The organism is Amycolatopsis sp. NPDC051061 (genome assembly GCF_040682935.1).
Classification (GTDB): Bacteria; Actinomycetota; Actinomycetes; order Mycobacteriales; family Pseudonocardiaceae; genus Amycolatopsis.
This window is the reverse complement of record NZ_JBFBBZ010000064.1, coordinates 28759-46552: the sequence shown is the minus strand read 5'-3', so window position 1 is coordinate 46552 and position 17794 is coordinate 28759. Positions and strand designations below refer to the sequence as shown.

Sequence of the window (17794 nt, the reverse complement as noted above, 5' to 3'; positions counted from 1 at the left end):
CGCCGGCCCCGGTCCCGCGCGTGCCGGCGCCGCGCGAGGAGACGAAGGAGCTGGCGACGCCCGGGTTCGGCGCGGGCGCGCCGCCGCCGTCGCTGGGTCGCGCCAAGACCGAGGCGAGCCCGGGACGGCGGGCCTCGCGCCGCGGGGTCGTCGTGGGGCTGTGCGCGGTGGCGGTGGTGGCGATCGGCGGGGTGGCGGTGGCGGTGGCGAGTTCGGGCGGGAGCCCGTCGGGCGGCACTCCGCCGGCGACGAGTCCGGCGTCCGAGACGCCGACGCTGGTGACGTTGCCGCCCCCGGAGACCCCGGAGACAACGCACGCGACGGTCGCGGCCCCGCACACGAGCGCCCCGGCGACCCGGCGCAAGACCCCGCCGAGGACGACGACGCCGACCCGCACGACCACGCCGCCGACGACCACCACGCCGACGACCACGACCACGAAGTCCACGACGTAGGGGCGAGTTCCCGGCGGCGCAGGGTTCCGCCGTGGCCGGCTTTCCCGCTCATCGCCGCGCCGCCCGCACCGCCGGTAACCTCACCGCATGGCGGCAGAGCACGTGATCGTGACGTCCACGACCGACTCCGAGACCGCGGCCCGCGACCTGGCCGCGAAGGCGATCGAAGAGCGGCTCGGGGCCTGCGCGCAGGTCGTCGGGCCGGTGACCAGCGTCTACCGCTGGGAAGGCGAGGTGCGGACCGACCGGGAATGGCGCGTCGAGATCAAGACGACCGCCGCCAGGGTGCCCGCGCTGACCGAGCGCCTCAGGCAGCTGCACGGCTACGACCTGCCCGAGGTGATCGCGACCCCGATCGAAGGCGGCAGCGCGGACTACCTCGCCTGGGTGACCACCGAAAGCCGGAACGGTGGTTAGCTTCGAGGCATGGATCTCAGCACCCGCTTCGAAACGCTCACCACCGCCCACCTCGCCGACGCGTGCCTCCGCGCCGGCCTCCCGGTGCGCTGCGCCCCGGCGGCGACGCGCGCGGTGGTGCCCGGTACCCGCCTGCTCGGACCGGCGGTCCCGGCCCGGCACGTCGGCAGCGTCGACGTCTTTCTCGAGGCCTTCGAACAGGCCACCGCCGGCGGGGTCCTGGTGGTCGACAACGGCGGCCGCCTCGACGAAAGCTGCGTCGGCGACCTCGTCGTCCTCGAAGCGCGCGCGGCCGGGCTCGCCGGGGTCGTGATCTGGGGCCTGCACCGCGACACCGCCGACATCCGCGCGATCGGGCTGCCGGTGTTCAGCCTCGGCTCGATCCCCACCGGCCCGCTGAGCCTCGGTCCGCGCGTCGACGGCGGTGCGATCGTCGGCACCTGGCGGATCGGGCCGGCGGACCTCGTCGCCGGCGACGACGACGGTGTCGTCTTCCTCCCGCGGGATCGCGCCGATGAGCTGTTCACGCTCGCCGAGGGCATCCGCGACACCGAACGCCGCCAGGCCGAGCGGATCCGGGCCGGCGAGCCGTTGCGCGAGCAGGTCCGCTTCTCCGAGTTCCTCGCCGCGCGCGAAGCGGACCCGGCGCTGACCTTCCGCGCGCACCTGCGGGCCGTCGGCGGCGCGATCGAGGAGTGACCGAAAGTGTGATCTTCGCCCGAAGGGGGTATTCCGGTCCTGCGGCGGCGTGGGAGGCGAGACCATGAACACCCTCATCGACTTCGGCAAGGACATCGAATACCACTTCGTCCGCGGTCTGCGGGCCTACCTCGCCCGGGTCGCCCGCGCCGTCGGCGTCGGGTTCGAGTCGTGTTCGATCGACCTCGACGTGCCCACCTCCGGCTACGTCGCTCTCGACCGCGAGCTCCCGGACCTGCCGGGGCACGACCTCGCGCTGATCTGGGACGAGGTGCACGGCTGGTCGGCGGTGGTCGAGCCCGCGGGCGGCGGCGAGCCGAAGACGCTCGCCTACCTCGGCGGGGCCGAAGTCCTGCCGTCGCCGCGCGCGGTCGCGCGGTTCCTGGACGTGCTGCGGGTCGCCGGGCCGCCGCCGGGATCGTTCCGGCCGCCGGTGTTCCGGACGGGCGGCCGCCACGAAGACCTCCTCGACTGGCTGCCGGTCACCGGGCCCGAGGGACTGCTGCGGCAGAGCTCGCCGGCGTGGTGACAGACGTCCGCACCCCCGGTGCGGACGCGCTTAGGATGGGGCGGCCCGATCCGTCCAGCGAGGGAACCCCGTGAGCAGCGCCGATGAGCCCCGTCCCGTCCGTGTCCTCCTCGTGGAGGACCACGACATGGTGGCGGAGGCGCTGCAGCTGGCGCTCGATCGCGCCGACGGGATCACCGTGGTGGGCCGCGCCCGGTCCCGCGCGGAAGCCGTCGCCGACGCGCGCGAACACGAACCGGACGTCGTGGTGCTGGACCGGCGTCTCGCCGACGGCGACGCTCTCGGCGTCATCGCGGAGCTCGGCTCCGGCGGCGCGCGCGTGCTGGTGCTGACGGGGGACGCGACGCCGTCGGTCGCCGTACAGGTCGCGAAGGCGGGCGGGGCCGGGCTCCTGCTGAAGTCGTCACAGCTCGGCGTGCTGGAGTCCGCGGTGCGCGACGTCGCGTCGGGCGGCGTCGTCTTCGACCCGGAGCTGCTGCCCGAGATCTTCGACCGGCTCTCCGGCCGGGTGCCCGCCCGTGGCGCGGAACTGACCGCGCGGGAGCGCGAGACCCTCGACCTGCTCGCGGAGGGCGCCACCACCGAGGAGATCGGGGAGCGCCTCGGCGTCTCCCGCAACACCACGCGCAACCACGTGCAGCGGGTGCTGGAGAAGCTCGGCGCGCGGTCGAAGCTCGAAGCGGTCGCCGTGGCCCGCCGGGAAGGCCTGCTCGCCTGATGCACCTGCATCAGCCGAGCGGTCCCGGTTTGCATCTCGTGCCGCGGGGGCGCTCCCGGCACGCTTGACGTCGTGGACATCCAGGCGCCGCTGACCGCGGAGTGCGGCCTGACCGATCCGGCAGGCGGCCTGGCGGTCGTGCGCCGGTTCGCGCGGCTCACCCTGACGGCCTGGGCCTGCGACACCGTCATCGACGACGCGCTGCTGCTCGTCACCGAGCTCGCGACCAACGCCCTGCGGCACGGCGCCGGCCGCCCGGTCCTCCGGTTGAGCGTCGGGGCCGGGCACGTCCGCATCGAGGTCTTCGACGACGACCCGGCGCCGCCCGTGCGGCGGCCGCCGACGGCGGCTGGGGCCTGGCCCTCGTCGAGCGCCTGTCCCTGGCGTGGGGGACTACGCGCCGCGGCCCGGGAAAGGTGGTCTGGTGTGCGCTGTCCGCCCCGTCGGCCGAGCTCGCCGGCTGACGCGGCGTGCCGGGCGGGCGGCCATCCGGCAGAGTTGCCGCATGGACGACCGCGCGATCGTGATGCTGGACCCGGAGGGCCGCGTGGCGAGCTGCACCGCCGAGGCCGAGCGCGTCACCGGCTGGCCGGCGGGGGCGCTGGCCGGGCAGCACTTCTCGGTGCTTTCCCCGCCGGGCGACGATGTGCCGGGGAAGCTGGAGAGCACGGCCGGGCGGGGACGGCTGGAGGAAGAGGGCTGGCGGGTCCGCAAGGACGGGTCGCGCTTCTTCGCGAACGTCGTGATCACGGCCTTGTTCGACGAGCGGCACCGGGTGCGAGGGTTCGAGGCGGTCATTCGCGACCTGACGGACCGCGACGTCGACGGCGAGGCCCCGCGGGACAGCGAGGCGCGGCTCCGGTTGCTCGTGCAGAGCGTGCAGGACTACGGGATCTTCATGCTGGACCAGGGTGGGCACATCACGAGCTGGAACGCGGGGGCCGAGCGGATCAAGGGCTGGTCGGCGGACGAGATCATCGGCCGGCACTTTTCGGTGTTCTACCCGCCGGAGGACTTGGCCGCCGGTAAGCCCGCGCGGGAACTGGAGATCGCGGCCGAGGAGGGCCGCCTGGAGGACGAGGGGTGGCGGATCCGCAAGGACGGCACGCGGTTCTGGGCGAACGTGGTGATCACGGCGTTGTTCGACGGGCAGCGCCGGTTGCAGGGCTTCGGGAAGGTCACCCGCGACATGACCGATCGCCGCAACGCCGTCGAGGCGTTGCGCGAGAGCGAAGAGCGGTTCCGGCTCCTGGTGCAGAGTGTGCAGGACTACGGGATCTTCATGCTGGACCAGGGTGGGCACATTTCGAGCTGGAACGCCGGTGCGGAACGCATCAAGGGCTGGTCCGCCGAGGAGGCCATCGGTCAGCACTTCTCGATGTTCTACCCGCCGGAAGACATCGCGGCGGGCAAGCCGGCGCGGGAACTGGAGATCGCCGTCGAGGAGGGGCGGCTCGAGGACGAAGGCTGGCGCGTCCGCAAGGACGGCACCCGGTTCTGGGCGAACGTGGTGATCACGGCGTTGTTCGACCGGCAGCGCCGGCTCCAGGGCTTCGGGAAGGTCACCCGCGACATGACCGAACGCCGCAACGCCGAGCAGGCCTTGCGCGAACGCCGCCGGCTCGTCGGCCACCTCGTCGACGCGCAGGAGGTCGAACGGCGCCGGATCGCCTGGGACGTCCACGACGAGTCCATCCAGTCCATGGTGGCCGTCGGCATGCGCCTGCAGCTGCTCGCCTCCCGGCTGCCGGAGCCGCACGCCGGCGCCGTCACGGGGCTCGACGAGGCGGTGCGGGCCGCCGTCGCCCGGCTGCGGGGCCTGGTGTCCCGGCTGCGTCCGCCGGAGCTCGACCGGCACGGCCTGGTGGATGCCGTCTCCACCTACGTCGACGAGGTCGCGGGCCGCTGGGGGCTGGCGCACACGCTGCGGGACGAGCTCACCGCCGAGCCGTCGCCCGCCGCCGCGATCACCGTGTACCGGATCTGCCAGGAGGCGCTCAGCAACGTCCACAAGCACGCCCGCGCCACCCGGGTCGACCTCCATCTGTCCACAGTGGACAACGGAACGTTCGTGCGGATCACCGACGACGGTGCCGGCACGGCGTCGGACGAGGCCGGCGCGGGCCACTTCGGCCTGGTCGAGATGCACGAACGGGCCGAAGCGGCGCACGGCTGGCTGTCGGTGACCAGCGCGCCCGGCCGTGGCACGGCCGTCGAGTTCTGGCTGCCGATGCTGCCCGACGCGGCGGGACTGGAACCGTGACCGAGGTGCGGGTGCTGATCTCCGACGACGACGAGCTGATCCGCGCCGTCCTCAAGGAGGTCCTCGACGAGGAGCCCGACATCGCCGTCGTCGCGGTCGCGGGCGACGTCGACGAGACGATCCGGCTCGCCGAGCACCACCGGCCGGCGGTCGCGGTCCTCGACGTCCGGATGCCGGGCGGCGGCGGGGCCCGGGCGGCGCGCGAGATCGCCCGGTGCAGCCCGGACACCGCCATCCTGGCCTTTTCCGCCTACGCCGACCGGGCCTCGATGGCCGGTCTCGCCGCGGCCGGCGTCACCGAGTACCTGGTGAAAGGCGTACCGAACGTGACGATCGTCGAGGCCGTCCGGCGGCTGGGGCGATCGTCGTCGTGAGTGGTCAGCCGATCGGCCGGGGGCTGACCACGCCGTAGAAGTCCATCGGCAGCAACGTGAACAGCCGCTTCACGGCACGCGAGCGGCCGGGGTCCACCGTCAGGCGCGCTCCGGCGGAGTCGGCGAGGAGCTGGGCGCGCAGCAGTGAGTTCAGGCCGGCGACGGAGAAGAACGTGACGCCGGAGAGGTCGATGACGACCTCCCCGACCGGCCCGCGGACGCGGTCGCGCAGGACTTCGTCGAGTTCGCGCGCGGTGCTCAGGTCGACCTCGCCGGACACCCCGACGGCGACGGTGCGCGGGGTCGGGCGCGAGACGCGCAGGGACATGCGACCGGCGGTCAGCCAGCCGGTGGTGGTGGTGAGCTCGTGGTCGGCCGAGCGAGGTTCAGGAACCATCGCGGGCACACCCTTTCGTCAGGCAGCGGGGGCGGACCGGACGTGGGCCGGAGCGGCACCCGTCAAGGCAGCCCGCCGGCCCGGCGCGGAACGTCCGGCAGCGGCTGACGGCTCAACCGTGAACCTTCAGCATAGTGCATATGCACTATGCCGACCACCGCGCGTCCTTGGCCGGGGTGAAGGGAGCGGCCCGGTGATCGGCTTCGGCCGGGTCGGGCCGCTCTCCCGCGAGACCGGCCGGTGGTCGAGCTGCCGTGTCATCCCCCTGGCGGCTCCGGCCCGGGGGCGCCAGGCTGGGCGCGAGGAAGGAGCCCGCATGCCCACCACCGTCGTCAACCTCAAGGGCCACCGCGACGACCCGGCCTACGCCGACGTCGTCTACGTCGGGCGGCCGATGCACCGGGGCGGCTGGCACCTCGCCGGGTCTAAGCTCGCCAGCCCGTTCCGGCCCGGCCCGGACGGCACCCGGGAGGAGGTCGTCACGAAATACCGCGCGCACCTGCTTTCCCGGCCGGACCTGCTCGCCATGCTGCCTGAGCTGCGCGGGAAGCGGCTCGGGTGCTGGTGCGTCCCCGAACTGTGCCACGCCCAGGTGATCGCCGAGCTCGCGGATCACGGGCCGTAACGAATCGCACCCCCTCCGCGAGTACTGTGCAGATGGTTACCGATCCGACCACAGCCACGGCCGAATGGCTTCGTGGCAACGGTTACGTGCCGCGTGGGGGTCGGCCTGCTTTTGGCTGGATCAGTAACCTGGCGACACGAGGGGGTGATCGACGGTGCCCGCGCGACGTCACGGCGGCTTCGATCAGGCTGAACTTCCGGCGGCTCACCGGATCAGGTGGTGGCTCGCGGCGGTGGCGGCCGGGCTCGTCGCGGCCGGCTTCGCCGTCGTGCCGTACCTGCCGTTCTTCCAGGGCTGGACCTTCGTCCGCGACCCGAAGGTCGCGAGCGTCATCACCTGGACCGTGCTGCAGACCTCCGTCGTGGTCATCTCCGCGGTGCTCACGCTGTACTTCGTCGGCCGGGCCCGGCTGGAGGCCGCCGCCTTCCGCGCCAACCAGATCGACATCCGCCTCTTCGCCGACGAGCGCCCCGAAGGCAGCCACGACCGCGAGATCGACTCCGCCGTCGAGCTGACCGCCGCGTTCAAGCGGATCCTCAACGACTCCCGGCTCTACACCCCGACCCCGGTCCCGGGGGCGGGGAGCTCGTACGACTTCATCCAGATCGTCGAGCACGCCGGCGACTCCGCGGAAGGCTGGTGGAAGGCCGCCACCAAGCTGGTCCGGCTCGTCCAGCCGCCCGCCGCGTTCACCGTCACCGGCACGGTCCGGCCCGGCAACACCACCGGCCGCTACCAGCTGATCCTGGAGCTGGTTCGCGTCCCGCGGTTCGCCGCCGGCCCGTTGGTGATCGAGGACGAGAACTGGCCGCGCGTGCTGCACCGCGCGGCGAACGCGGTCGCCGCGCTCGTCATCCCGCGCAGCGCCTACGTCCGCACCAACATCCACTGGGCCGCCTGGCGGGGCGCGAAGATCCCGTACGAGCTGTTCGACGCCTACCAGCGCGCCAACCACTTCATCACCTACCGCCGTTACGACGAAGCGCTCGCCGAGTACTACCGCGCGGTGAGCCTCGACCCGTCGAACGTCTACATCAGACTCGAGATCGCCGCCCTGCAGGAACAGCTCGACCTGCACCTCGACGCGCTCGCCACCTACGACGACGTGATCACCGTCTGCAGCCGGGGGCACCCGAAGCTGGCGCGGTGGTGGATCGGCCCGGACTTCGCGCGCCAGCCCCGCCACGCGGGCCGCGGGCGGGCCGTCGCGCTGCTGATCGCCCGGTACCGGCACGCGCTCGTCCTCGGGCACGGCGACTCCGTGGCCGGCTCGTGGTGGGTGCGGCGCACGACGGCGGGTGCGCCCGGCGACGCGCGGGCCCTGCGCCGCGCCGAGCTGCGAGAGGCGCTGGAGCTGCGTTTCCGCCGTTACGTCGAACTGGACGTGCGCGTGCGGCCGTCCGCGATCCCGCCGGAGAAGCGGCTCGAGCTGCACCGCCGCATCATGCGGGTTCCCGTCGAGGAGCTCGTCGTCCACGACGCGACGCCGGCGCAGCTGGCCGAGTACAACCAGCGGGCCGCCGAGATGCGCTCGTACTTCTGCGCCCTGTCGCAGTACGAGATCGAACGGCTCGTCGCGGACTACCGCCGGTTCTGGCGGCGCTGGCGCGGCAGCTGGCAGCAGCTGACGAACCGCGCGCTCGACCTGTCGCTGGTCTGGGCGGTGGTGCGGCGCGCGATGGCCGACGTCGAGCCGGTGACCGGCGCGGTCCCCGCGCCCGCCGTCGCGTACCCGGGCAGTCGCGTGCGGCTCGCCGACGTCTGCCCGGATCGCCGCTGGCCGCCGCAGCCGCGGGCGATCGACGAAACCGTCGAAGCCGCGGGCGCGCGCAAAACGTGGGAAGAGTGCTACAACGCGGCGAGCGTGTACGCCATCGCGATGTGCGAAGTGGGCCCGCGCGGCGAGCGCGACCTCCGCGACCGCGCCCGCAATCCGCGTCTCGAAGGCGAAGCACTGGACGCAGTCGCCCGCCGCGCGGTCCGCGAGCTCTACCACGCGGCGACGATCAGCCACAGCGGGCGGCTGCCGGAACGCCGGTCGTGGGTGATGGAGGAGGACCCCGACCTCGCCGCCCTGCGCGGGCACGAGCTGTTCCGGGTCTTCGAGATGGTCACGTTCTCCCCGGACCGCGCCGCGCCGCGGCGGCCGCAGCGCGCCCACGTCTGGGAACAGGTCAGCTACGTCCGGCAGCTCGTCGGGGAGATCGCCGCCTGCCGCGCGCACTTCTGGCGTGCCCGCGTCCTCGACCCCGGACCGGCCCCGGACGCCCGGACGCGCGACCGCTGGCGCGCGGCCGACCGCGACGCCTGGCGCAAGCTGACCGAGCTCGCGGCCGGCAAACAGGACTGGTACACGCGCTACCAGGCGATCTGCGCGTTCCGCGCGTGGGCGTCCGACTCGGGCTACCCGGGGTCGATCGCGGGATTCCCGCTGTACCGCGAGGAACGGCTGCACGCCCAGCTGCGCGGCGCCGCCGGCCGGCACGTGAAGACGGGCCTGGACGCGAACATCGTGGTCCGCGAGTACGTCCGCCAATGCGACCAGCGCCTCGACCAGCTGGCCGCCGACATCGCCGAGCTCGAGCACGCCCTGGTGGCGGAAGACGACTTCGGAGCCCGCGCCGAGCTGTGGGCGGCGCTGTGTTCGTGGTTCGACGACGACATCGCCGACGGCTCGTCGGCCGGCGAACGGCGCGAGCGGTTCCGCAAGTTCGCGCGGACCTAGGACGGCCGCGTGTAGCGGTGCTTCACGCCGACCGGGAAGTACTCCGGGTCGCCGGGCGGGCGCAGGACGACGTCGGGCAGCTGCCGCTCGGCCGGGACGTAGTGCGCGAACTCGCTGTTGAGCCGCACCAGCTGGTCGCGCACGGCGTCCGCGATCCGCCCGGCGTCGGCGGCCGCCCCCGGCGCCGTCTCGACCGTGATCCGCAGCCGGCGGTCGCGGTCGGCGTCTTCGACCGACTCGATGACGAACTTGCCCGTCACCGTGTCGCTGATGCCGGGCTGCTCCAGGCCGACGGTGACGTTCTCCGGGTAGACGTTCGCGCCGAAGAACGACACCGTGAACAGCGACCGGCCGAACACGTACACGAACGGCAGCTCCGGCCCGGGCGGCGGCGTGAAGCCGTGGCGGGCGCAGAAGTCCAGCAGCTCCGCGTGCGCCACGAGTCCGCCGTCGTCGGCGACGTGGTAGCGGATCAACGGGATCCCGCCGTCGCCCGTGAAGACGAGTGTGCCCTCGTGCTCCTCGAAGAAGCGGCTCGCCGGGTCGTACTGCACGAGCGTCGGGAGGCGCGCGTCGCCGAACACCTCGCGGGCCAGGTCCGGGTGGTCGGCGAAGAACCGGCGGATGCCCGCCGACAGCGGGGTTTCGGTGCCGAGCACGCCCGCGTCGGCCGTGCCGTAGAGCGACGCGATGTCCCGGATCGGGTCGGCGACGCCGGCGCGCCGCGCCACGAGTTCGCGCCACTGCTCGCTGAAGACTTCCCCCGCCAGCACGAGCTTGATCGCGTACGCGGGCCAGTCGACGCCTTCGGCGAGGCCGGTGTCGACGACGTCCTTGACGAACGGCGGGTAGCCCAGCAGCACCACCTGGTCGAAGTGCGGCGCGAGCTCGGGGAGCACGCGCAGGATCTCCGCCTTGTTGTTGCCCGGCGCGACGACGGTGATCGGGCAGCCCTTGGCCGCGAGGTGGCGCACGCACGCCGTGGTGAACAAGCCGCCCACCCAGGTGCCGAGCGGGAAGCAGACGACGGCGAGGGTGCTGCGCCGATCGGCCTCGAACGCGTCCACCATGACCGTTTCGAACCGGCGGGCGACGTGCAGCTCGTCTTCGAGCGCGCGCGGCCAGATCGTCGGCCGGCCGCTGGAACCGGACGAGACGGCGATCATGTCGAGCTCGTCGAACCTGCCGCCGCGGCACAGCTCGGGCAGCGGGTACTTCCGGTGGTAGCCCGCCTTGTCGAGCAGCGGCAGCTGCCGGAAGCCGGCCATGGTCGTGATGTCGTCGGGCGCGATGCCGTGGTCCCGCAGGAACTTCCGGTAGGCGGGCACGGTCTCGGCGGTGCGGCGGAAGAGGTCGAGGACGTGGTCGGCATCCGGTGGCTCGGGCGGACCGAAGAAGCTGTCGAACGCCTGTCGCACGCGGGTCTGCCGACCGAGGTCCATGATCGGAGCATAGTCGCGGGTGCGTGCCATGATGAGCGGCGTGAGCACCTCCGCGGAGCAGCAGCCCGCTAGCCCGCCGTTGACTCTCTACCTGGTCAAACGGCTGGAGCTGGTGATCAGGGCACTGCTCGACGACGCGCTGCGCCCGCTCGGGCTCACGACGCTGCAGTACACGGCGCTGACGGTGCTGGAGGCCAGCGGCGCGCTGTCGTCGGCGCAGCTGGCCCGGCGGTCGTTCCTGCGTCCGCAGACGATGCACGAGATGGTGCTGGCGCTGGAGAAGCGCGGCCTGATCGCGCGGACCCCCAAGCCGGACAACCGGCGCGTCCTGCTGGCCGGCCTGACGGAGACCGGGCACCGGCTGCTGGCCGACTGCGCGCCCGCCGTGTCGAAGGTCGAGGAGGCACTGCTCGCCGACCTGAGCCCGGGCCAGCGCGCGACGTTCCGCGAGGGACTCCAGCACGGCGTGCTCGCGCTGGGTGCACTTTCTTCGCACCGGCGTTCTCAGGAAGCCTGACTGCGGCTGGGGGAGGGGCGTCCCCCAAGTGGCGGCTTTATTCAGGCGTGCCGAGGCCAAAGCACTAGGCCGGTCGAGTGGTAGCGGCAGGCGGCGCGTAGCGCGCGTGTGGAGAGGCGCGTTGGAGGGTAGGCCACAAACCTGTTTCTCGCATTCTGGAGGTTCGCCGACCGTGACCAGGGCCCGCGACGAGGGGGGCGCGCACATCGCCGCCCGGCGCTTGCTGGTCTTGGCCGGGGCACTGGCCGGTTTCTGGCTGGTGTCGTGGTGGCTGTCGGGCCACGCCCAGGCGGCCCCGCGGCCGCCGGCCCCGGTCGGCGAGGTGGTGACGGGGGTACTCGAGGGACAGCCGTCGGGTGGGGCGATTCAGGCGCCGAACGGGGATCGCTCAGGGGTAGCCGGTGTGGTGGCTCCGGTGGCCGGGGCGGTGTCGCAGTCGGTACGGGCGGTTGCGCCGGTCTCGCAGGTTGTGCGTTCCGCGGCGCCGGTGGTCGAGCCGGTGTCGCAGGTCGTGCGTGCTGCTGCGCCGGTGGTCGAGCCGGTCTCACAGGCGGTGCGCTCCGCAGTCCCCGTGGTCGAGCCGGTCTCGCGGATCGTGGGTACTGCCGTGCCGATCACTGAGCCCGCCGTGCGTGCCATCGCGCCGGTAGCCGAGCCTGCATCGCAGGTCGTACGCGCCGCCGCGCCGGTGGTCGAGCCGCTCACGCAGGTCGTCCGGACCGCCGCTCCCGTGCTCGATCCGGTTCTCGCCGCGACGCGGGCCGTCGTCCTGCCCGTGGTCGATTCCGTCGGCGGGCTGGTCGAGCCCGTCGCCGATGTCCTGTCGCCGGTGACCCAGCCCGTCGGCGACGTTCTCACGCCGGTCGTCGAGCCCGTGGTCCAGCCGATCGTCGCGCCGGTGGCCGAGGCCGTCGACCCGCCCGCGGCGGATCCCGCCGGCGAACCGCCGGTCCGGCCGGTCCGGCCCGGCCGCCAAGCGGAAATCGCGCCGCCGCACCAGGAAAGCACCCCCGGCGCAGTCCACGGCACCGTGCGGACACCCGCTCAAGCCCGGACGTACGACCGGCCTGGTCCGAGCGTCGAACCCGTCGCTGCGAAGCCGCGGTCCGGCCACCACCACACCACCGTGTCGCAGCCGGTCCGCAATCCTCGGCACAGCCCGAACCGCACCCCGGAGCCGCGTTCGCCGGCCCCGGTCGACGCCACCTGCGGGACCGCCCCCACGATCCCGGCGGCCTTCCTCACCCCCGGCCACGGACCCCGCCCCACCCGGTCGTCCGTGCCGCCGCACGAGGACTTCCACCCGCTCTGGCGGGCCTGCGAGCCCGGCACCGGCCCCGGCTGACCTCGCCCCGCACTTCCTCCCGTCGCGTTCCGCGGCGCGATCCGCGCTGCCCGCGACATCGAACTCACGACAACCACGTGTGGAATGGGGCGAAATGGAAGCGAACGTGTTCGATCTCGGAAAGGTGCGAAGAGACGCGGTGGTCACCATCCGCCTGGAGGCGATGGCCAACGTCAGGTTGCTGACGGAGGTCAACTTCCAGGCTTACCAGCGCCGGCAGTACTACCGGATGCACGGCGGGGTGGCCACCGCACCGATGTTCAAGATCCACATCCCGGCCAACGCGCACTGGTTCCTGGTGCTCGACGTCGAGGGGCTGGAGAACCTGCCGCTGCGCCCGCGGGTGAGCGTCGAACCCGAGCCGGCCGTCATGGCTCGTGGACGCACCGGCCCCCGGTGAACGTCATCGCGACCTTCGCGGCCCCGATCTCCCGGTCGGGGCCCGCGAAGGGGTCGCGATCGAGCACCACCAGGTCGGCGCGGTGGCCGGGCCGGATCGCGCCCGTGTCGTCGAGGTGGTTGACGTAGGCCGAGCCCGCCGTGTACGCGGCGATCGCCGCGGCCAGGTCGATCCGCTGCCCGGGCAAGAACGCGGGCACGTCCTCGCCGTACGGGATCCGGTTCACCGCCACGTGGATGCCCTGCAGCGGGTCGGGGCTGCTCACCGGCCAGTCGCTCCCGGCGGCCAGGGTGGCGCCGGATCGCAGCAGGGCGCCGAACGGGTACTGCCACGACGCCCGCTCGGCACCGAGGAAGGGGATGGTCAGCTCGTCCATTTGCGGTTCGTGCACGGCCCACAACGGCTGGATCGTCGCGGTCGCGCCGAGCTTCCGGAACCGCGGGACGTCGTCGGGGTGCACCACCTGCAGGTGCGCGAGGTGGTGCCGGTGATCCGTCGCGCCGTTGGCGGCGCGCGCGGCCTCGACGGCGTCGAGCGCGTCCCGCACCGCACGATCGCCGAGCGCGTGGAAGTGCACCTGGAAGCCGTGTGCGTCGAGCAGCGTGACGTGCTCGCGCAGCGCCACCGGGTCGACGAAGCTCAGTCCACTGTGGCCGGTCCGCAGATACGGCCCGAGCAGGGACGCGGTGTGGTTCTCGGCGACGCCGTCCAGCATGATCTTGACGGTGCCGGCGCGGAAACCGCTGTCGCGCAACGACTCCCGGCGCTCCAGCAGGTCCGGGAGCTGCTCGGCGCCGCGGGCGCGGTCCCACCAGAGCGCGCCCGTGACGCGGGCGGTCAGCAGGCCGCGTTCCGACGCCGTGGCGTACGCGCGCGACGGGTCGGGCATGCCGCCGTACTCGCCGAGCAGCGGGTCCTGCCAGGCGGTGACGCCGAGTGAGTGCAGCAGCCGTTGCGCCCGCAGCAGGCCGGTGAGCTCGTCCACCTCGGTGACCGGTGGCAGCAGCCGGGTGACGAGGTCCATCGCGCCCTCCTGCAGGACGCCGGTGGGGCCATCGTCGTCGCGCTCGATGCGGCCGTCGGGCGGGTCGGGGGTGCTCGCGGTGATCCCGGCGCGGGCGAGCGCGGCGCTGTTCAGCCAGGCGCCGTGGTGGTCGCGGTTGACCAGAACGACCGGTCTTTCCGCGACGACGGCGTCGAGCAGCCGGCGGTCGGGGAGGCCGCCCGCGAAGGTGTCGAGGGACCAGCCGCTGCCGGTGAGCCACTCGAGGCGCGGGTTCGCCCTGGCGTACGCGGCGACGGCGTCGAGGCAGCTCACGATGGTGGTCGCGCCGGTGAGGTCGCAGCGGCCGAGCTCGATGCCGCCGCCGACGGCGTGGACGTGCGCGTCCTGGAAACCGGGCAGCAGCAGGCGGCCGCGGAGGTCGATGACGTCGGTGCGGGGGCCGATCAGCGGTCCGGGATCGTCGCCGACGGCGACGATCCGATCGCCGCGGACGGCCGCGAACCCGGCCCGGCCGCCGGGGATGAGCACGGGGCCGCGGGTGAAGACGAGGTCGGCGTGCATGTCCCCGATCTTCCCGCATTCCCGGGCGCGGGTGGGGTACCCGGCCGGGATGCAAACGTTCCTGCCGTGTGCCGACTTCACCGCCAGCGCCCGCACGCTCGAGCGCCGCCGGCTCGGCAAGCAGCGCGTGGAGGCACTCCAGGTGCTGCGCGCGCTGGTGGTGCCGGGCTACGGCTGGCGCCACCACCCGGCGGCGAAGATGTGGACGGGGTACGAGGAGGCGTTGACCCGCTACGGCCTCGAGGTGTGCGCGGTGTGGCGCGCCCTGGGCGCGGCGGACACGTGCGCGGTCAAGCTGGCCGACGAGTACGTGCAAGCAGCCGGCGGCGCGGGGGCCGGCGAGCGAGCGAGTGGAGCCGCGGCGGGACCGGCGGCCATCGGTGACCTGCCGTCGCTCGGCAGTGCCCCGGTCCGCACCCAGGCCGAACTCGCGGCCACCGGCGATCTGCCCCCGTGGCTCGGCGACGAAGCCCTCCACCGCAGCCACCAGTCCGCCCTCGTGCGGAAGGACCCCGATCACTACGCCACGCAGTTCCCGGACGTCTCGCCGGACCTGCCGTACGTCTGGCCGCCCTCGGACCGGCCGCGCCGCACCGCCTGACCCGGGCCGCCTGAGCCACCGGAAATCGCCACCGGACCTGCGTCCCCACTGGTCCGCAAAAGAATCACCACACCGACCAACGGCGGATTTACAACGTTGTACCAACGATGTAAAAGTTATCCCCGCACCGGCTCGCACGCCGTGGAAGGGGCCACCGATGTCCTCCCGAGAACGCGCTCACCTCACCCGCCGGGACCTGCTCCGGCTCGCCGGGGGCACGGCCGCCGCCGTCGCCGCGGCGCTGTGGCTGCCCGGCACGGCCGCCACCGCCGGCACCTTCGGCCCGATCCGGCCGCCGGCCACCCCGCTGATCGTCCGCTCGCCCTACCTGTCCGCCTGGCAGCCCGCCGACAACCTCCCCGGCACCTGGTCGAGCTTCTGGACCGGGCACACCACCGCCCTCTGCGGCCTCGCCCGCATCGACGGCGCCGCGTACGTCTTCGCCGGCTCGCCCGCGCTGCCCTCCGGGCCCGCCCTCACCCCGATGACCCAGGTCAGCCTGCAGGTCACCGGCACGCGCTCGACCTACGTCCTGACCGGCGGCGGCGTGAACCTCACCGTCACGTTCTTCTCGCCGGTCGACCCGGCGAACCTGCAGCGCCAGTGCGTGCCCTTCGGCTACGTGACCCTCCAGGCCGCCAGCGCCGACGGCCGCGCGCACGCCGTCGACCTGCACTTCGACACCTCCGCCGAGTGGGTGCACGGCAACACCGCGACCCCGGTCACCTGGACCCAGCAGCAATCGGCCGGCTACACCCTCCTGAGCTGCACCCCGGCGAGCCCGGGCGTCCTCCAGGAGAGCGGCGACCAGGCCGGCTGGGGTCAGCTCGTGCTCGCCGCCCCGACGTCCGGGATCAGCTGGCAGATCGGGCAGGACACCGTCGTGCGCGCCGCCTCGGCCGGTCAGGGTTCCCTGCCGAACACCAGCGACACCGCGCAGCCGCGCGCGATCAACGACCGCTGGCCGGTCCTGGCCTTCAACAAGAACTTGGGCACGGTCCCGGCCGGTGGCTCGTCAAACCTGTTCACGCTCTCGATCGGGCACGTCCGCACCCCGGCCGTCCGCTACCTCGGCGCCGAGCTGCGCCCCTGGTGGACGCACTACTGGGGCAGCTGGCAGGACATGGCGGTCTGGTTCGCCAACGACTACGCGAGCGCGCTGAGTGCAGCCACCGCGATCGACCAGCGCCTGCACGACGACGCCGTCGCGGCGGCCGGCGGCGGCAGCACCGGCGAGCACTACGCCGGGATCTGCGCGCTGGCGCTGCGCCAGGCCTTCGGCGGCACCGAGCTGGTCGACCGCGGCGGCGCGCCGTGGGCGTTCCTCAAAGAAATCTCCTCCAACGGCAACATGTCCACTGTGGACGTCACCTACCCGGCGTTCCCCGCCTACCTCTACCTTTCCCCGGCCTACCTGCGGCTGATCCTGGAGCCGCTGCTCGACTACGCCGAGCGCGGCGGCTGGCCGATGCAGTTCGCCGAGCACGACCTCGGGACGCACTACCCGGACGCGACCGGGCACAACGACGGCAACGAGGAGAGCATGCCGGTCGAGGAGTCGGCCAACCTGCTGATCATGGCCGCCGCGCTGGTGCAGCGGCTCCCGGCGGCGGAGGCGAGCGCGTTCGCCACCACCCACTACCGGATCCTGCGGCAGTGGGCCGAGTACCTGATCGCCAACACGCTCGACCCCGGCTTCCAGAACCAGACCGACGACTTCACCGGCTTCATCGCCCACAGCGCCAACCTCGCGCTCAAGGGCATCATCGGCGTCGGCGCGATGGGCGTCATCGCCGCCACGACCGGCAACGCGGCCGACGTCCAGCGGTACCGGTCGACCTCCCGCAGCTACGTCAGCCAGTGGGTGACGCTCGCGCAGGACTCGTCGAACCAGCACCTCAAGCTGGCCTACGACCAGCCGGGCACGTGGAGCCTGAAGTACAACGGCTTCGCCGACCGCGTGCTCGGCCTCGACCTGGTCCCGCTCGGCGTCGCGACCCAGGAAGCCGCCTGGTACCAGGCTCGTGCGGGTGCCCACGGAGTCCTGCTCGACCCGCGCAACAACTACACGAAGGCCGACTGGGAGCTGTGGACCGCGGCGTGGCTCACCGACCAGCCGAACATCCGGAACACCCTGGTCGAAGGCGTCTACAGCTACGCCAACACCACTCCGCAACGGGTGCCGTTCTCCGACTGGTACGTCGTCGCCGACGCCACCCAGCGCGGCTTCCAGGCCCGCCCGGTCGCCGGCGGCTACCTGGCTCTGCTGACGCGCCCGGCGGCCGCCACGACGGTCTGGCGCAAGCTCCAGAACCAGCGTTCGGGCAAGGTCCTCGCCGTGTCGAACATGTCCCTGGCCGACACCGCCGAGGTCACGCAGTGGTCCGACAACGGCAGCGCCGACCACCTCTGGGCGGTGGTCGACAACGGCGACGGGACCGTCCGGATCGTCAACCGCAACAGCGGCAAGATCCTGGCGGTGCACGACCAGAGCCTCGACAACGGCGCCCACGTCCAGCAGTACCAGGACAACGGCACCCCGGACCACAACTGGCGGATCGTCGACGCCGGCGGTGGCTGGTCGAAGCTCGTCAACGTCCGCAGCGGCAAGGTCGTGGCGGTCGACCAGCAGTCCACGGCGGACGGCGCGCAGGTGACCCAGTGGGACGACAACGGGTCACCGGACCACCTGTGGCGGTTCGTCTGACGCCGTTTGCGAC

At 73.0% G+C, this 17794-nt stretch carries 16 protein-coding genes and 1 pseudogene; 13 read left to right on the top strand and 4 right to left on the bottom strand.

Annotated elements, in window-relative coordinates; genetic code table 11:
• Nucleotides 1–448, bottom strand: a pseudogene (locus AB0N03_RS46275) (hypothetical protein); the annotation flags it as partial.
• Between the two features lie 94 nt (nucleotides 449–542).
• Between AB0N03_RS46275 and cutA the strand changes: the two are divergent.
• The 6 genes from cutA to AB0N03_RS46245 all read left to right on the top strand — a co-directional run bounded on the left by cutA (nucleotide 543) and on the right by AB0N03_RS46245 (nucleotide 5455).
• Complete coding sequence (gene cutA / locus AB0N03_RS46270) at nucleotides 543–872, top strand: divalent-cation tolerance protein CutA (protein WP_364386801.1); 330 nt, start codon at nucleotides 543–545, stop codon at nucleotides 870–872.
• A 9-nt stretch (nucleotides 873–881) separates the two neighbouring features.
• Entirely contained in the window at nucleotides 882–1571 is a 690-nt protein-coding gene (locus tag AB0N03_RS46265) for an RraA family protein (RefSeq protein WP_364386799.1), read from the top strand.
• 64 nt (nucleotides 1572–1635) lie between these two features.
• On the top strand, nucleotides 1636–2100 hold the full coding sequence (locus AB0N03_RS46260; protein ID WP_364386797.1) for a DUF6292 family protein: 465 nt from the start codon (nucleotides 1636–1638) through the stop codon (nucleotides 2098–2100).
• A 70-nt stretch (nucleotides 2101–2170) separates the two neighbouring features.
• Nucleotides 2171–2818: a response regulator transcription factor gene (locus tag AB0N03_RS46255; RefSeq protein ID WP_364386795.1), complete on the top strand. Its 648-nt coding sequence runs from the start codon at nucleotides 2171–2173 to the stop codon at nucleotides 2816–2818.
• Between the two features lie 505 nt (nucleotides 2819–3323).
• Complete coding sequence (locus AB0N03_RS46250) at nucleotides 3324–5081, top strand: PAS domain S-box protein (protein WP_364386793.1); 1758 nt, start codon at nucleotides 3324–3326, stop codon at nucleotides 5079–5081.
• Nucleotides 5078–5455: a response regulator transcription factor gene (locus tag AB0N03_RS46245; protein WP_364386791.1), complete on the top strand. Its 378-nt coding sequence runs from the start codon at nucleotides 5078–5080 to the stop codon at nucleotides 5453–5455. The genes AB0N03_RS46250 and AB0N03_RS46245 overlap by 4 nt, the downstream gene beginning before the upstream one ends.
• 4 nt (nucleotides 5456–5459) lie before the next feature.
• Here AB0N03_RS46245 and AB0N03_RS46240 read toward each other — a convergent pair whose 3' ends face one another.
• Nucleotides 5460–5852 carry an STAS domain-containing protein gene (locus AB0N03_RS46240; protein WP_364386789.1) on the bottom strand — a complete coding sequence of 131 codons (393 nt, stop codon included), beginning with the start codon at nucleotides 5850–5852 and terminating at the stop codon, nucleotides 5460–5462.
• Between the two features lie 316 nt (nucleotides 5853–6168).
• Here AB0N03_RS46240 and AB0N03_RS46235 point away from each other — a divergent pair, with 316 nt between their 5' ends.
• A complete protein-coding gene (locus AB0N03_RS46235) occupies nucleotides 6169–6477 on the top strand; it encodes a DUF4326 domain-containing protein (protein ID WP_364386787.1) in 309 nt (102 codons plus the stop codon).
• Nucleotides 6478–6631: 154 nt separating this feature from the next.
• Complete coding sequence (locus tag AB0N03_RS46230; protein WP_364386785.1) at nucleotides 6632–9202, top strand: hypothetical protein; 2571 nt, start codon at nucleotides 6632–6634, stop codon at nucleotides 9200–9202.
• Here AB0N03_RS46230 and AB0N03_RS46225 read toward each other — a convergent pair.
• Complete coding sequence (locus AB0N03_RS46225) at nucleotides 9199–10644, bottom strand: phenylacetate--CoA ligase family protein (RefSeq protein WP_364386783.1); 1446 nt, start codon at nucleotides 10642–10644, stop codon at nucleotides 9199–9201. The genes AB0N03_RS46230 and AB0N03_RS46225 overlap by 4 nt on opposite strands.
• 28 nt (nucleotides 10645–10672) lie before the next feature.
• On the opposite strand from AB0N03_RS46225, the gene AB0N03_RS46220 reads away from it, so the two are divergent.
• The 3 genes from AB0N03_RS46220 to AB0N03_RS46210 all read left to right on the top strand — a co-directional run bounded on the left by AB0N03_RS46220 (nucleotide 10673) and on the right by AB0N03_RS46210 (nucleotide 12906).
• Nucleotides 10673–11161, top strand: coding sequence for a MarR family transcriptional regulator (locus AB0N03_RS46220; protein ID WP_364386781.1), 489 nt, complete (start codon nucleotides 10673–10675; stop codon nucleotides 11159–11161).
• A gap of 172 nt (nucleotides 11162–11333) precedes the next feature.
• Nucleotides 11334–12506: a hypothetical protein gene (locus AB0N03_RS46215; RefSeq protein WP_364386779.1), complete on the top strand. Its 1173-nt coding sequence runs from the start codon at nucleotides 11334–11336 to the stop codon at nucleotides 12504–12506.
• Nucleotides 12507–12612: 106 nt separating this feature from the next.
• Complete coding sequence (locus tag AB0N03_RS46210; RefSeq protein WP_364386777.1) at nucleotides 12613–12906, top strand: DUF1883 domain-containing protein; 294 nt, start codon at nucleotides 12613–12615, stop codon at nucleotides 12904–12906.
• Here AB0N03_RS46210 and AB0N03_RS46205 read toward each other — a convergent pair.
• Entirely contained in the window at nucleotides 12875–14473 is a 1599-nt protein-coding gene (locus AB0N03_RS46205) for an amidohydrolase (protein ID WP_364386775.1), read from the bottom strand. The genes AB0N03_RS46210 and AB0N03_RS46205 overlap by 32 nt on opposite strands.
• Before the next feature lie 49 nt (nucleotides 14474–14522).
• Between AB0N03_RS46205 and AB0N03_RS46200 the strand changes: the two genes are divergently transcribed.
• Nucleotides 14523–15074, top strand: coding sequence for an MSMEG_6728 family protein (locus AB0N03_RS46200; RefSeq protein WP_364386805.1), 552 nt, complete (start codon nucleotides 14523–14525; stop codon nucleotides 15072–15074).
• Between the two features lie 157 nt (nucleotides 15075–15231).
• A complete protein-coding gene (locus tag AB0N03_RS46195) occupies nucleotides 15232–17781 on the top strand; it encodes a DUF5127 domain-containing protein (RefSeq protein WP_364386773.1) in 2550 nt (849 codons plus the stop codon).
• Nucleotides 17782–17794 lie beyond the last annotated feature (13 nt).

Bases quoted from the DNA above. Each gene is read 5' to 3' on its own strand.
- cutA (WP_364386801.1), top strand. From the start codon at position 543: ATGGCGGCAGAGCACGTGATCGTGACGTCCACGACCGACTCCGAGACC.
- AB0N03_RS46265 (WP_364386799.1), top strand. From the start codon at position 882: ATGGATCTCAGCACCCGCTTCGAAACGCTCACCACCGCCCACCTCGCC.
- AB0N03_RS46260 (WP_364386797.1), top strand. From the start codon at position 1,636: ATGAACACCCTCATCGACTTCGGCAAGGACATCGAATACCACTTCGTC.
- AB0N03_RS46250 (WP_364386793.1), top strand. From the start codon at position 3,324: ATGGACGACCGCGCGATCGTGATGCTGGACCCGGAGGGCCGCGTGGCG.
- AB0N03_RS46240 (WP_364386789.1), bottom strand. From the start codon at position 5,852: ATGGTTCCTGAACCTCGCTCGGCCGACCACGAGCTCACCACCACCACC.
- AB0N03_RS46235 (WP_364386787.1), top strand. From the start codon at position 6,169: ATGCCCACCACCGTCGTCAACCTCAAGGGCCACCGCGACGACCCGGCC.
- AB0N03_RS46225 (WP_364386783.1), bottom strand. From the start codon at position 10,644: ATGGACCTCGGTCGGCAGACCCGCGTGCGACAGGCGTTCGACAGCTTC.
- AB0N03_RS46220 (WP_364386781.1), top strand. From the start codon at position 10,673: ATGATGAGCGGCGTGAGCACCTCCGCGGAGCAGCAGCCCGCTAGCCCG.
- AB0N03_RS46205 (WP_364386775.1), bottom strand. From the start codon at position 14,473: ATGCACGCCGACCTCGTCTTCACCCGCGGCCCCGTGCTCATCCCCGGC.
- AB0N03_RS46200 (WP_364386805.1), top strand. From the start codon at position 14,523: ATGCAAACGTTCCTGCCGTGTGCCGACTTCACCGCCAGCGCCCGCACG.
- AB0N03_RS46195 (WP_364386773.1), top strand. From the start codon at position 15,232: ATGTCCTCCCGAGAACGCGCTCACCTCACCCGCCGGGACCTGCTCCGG.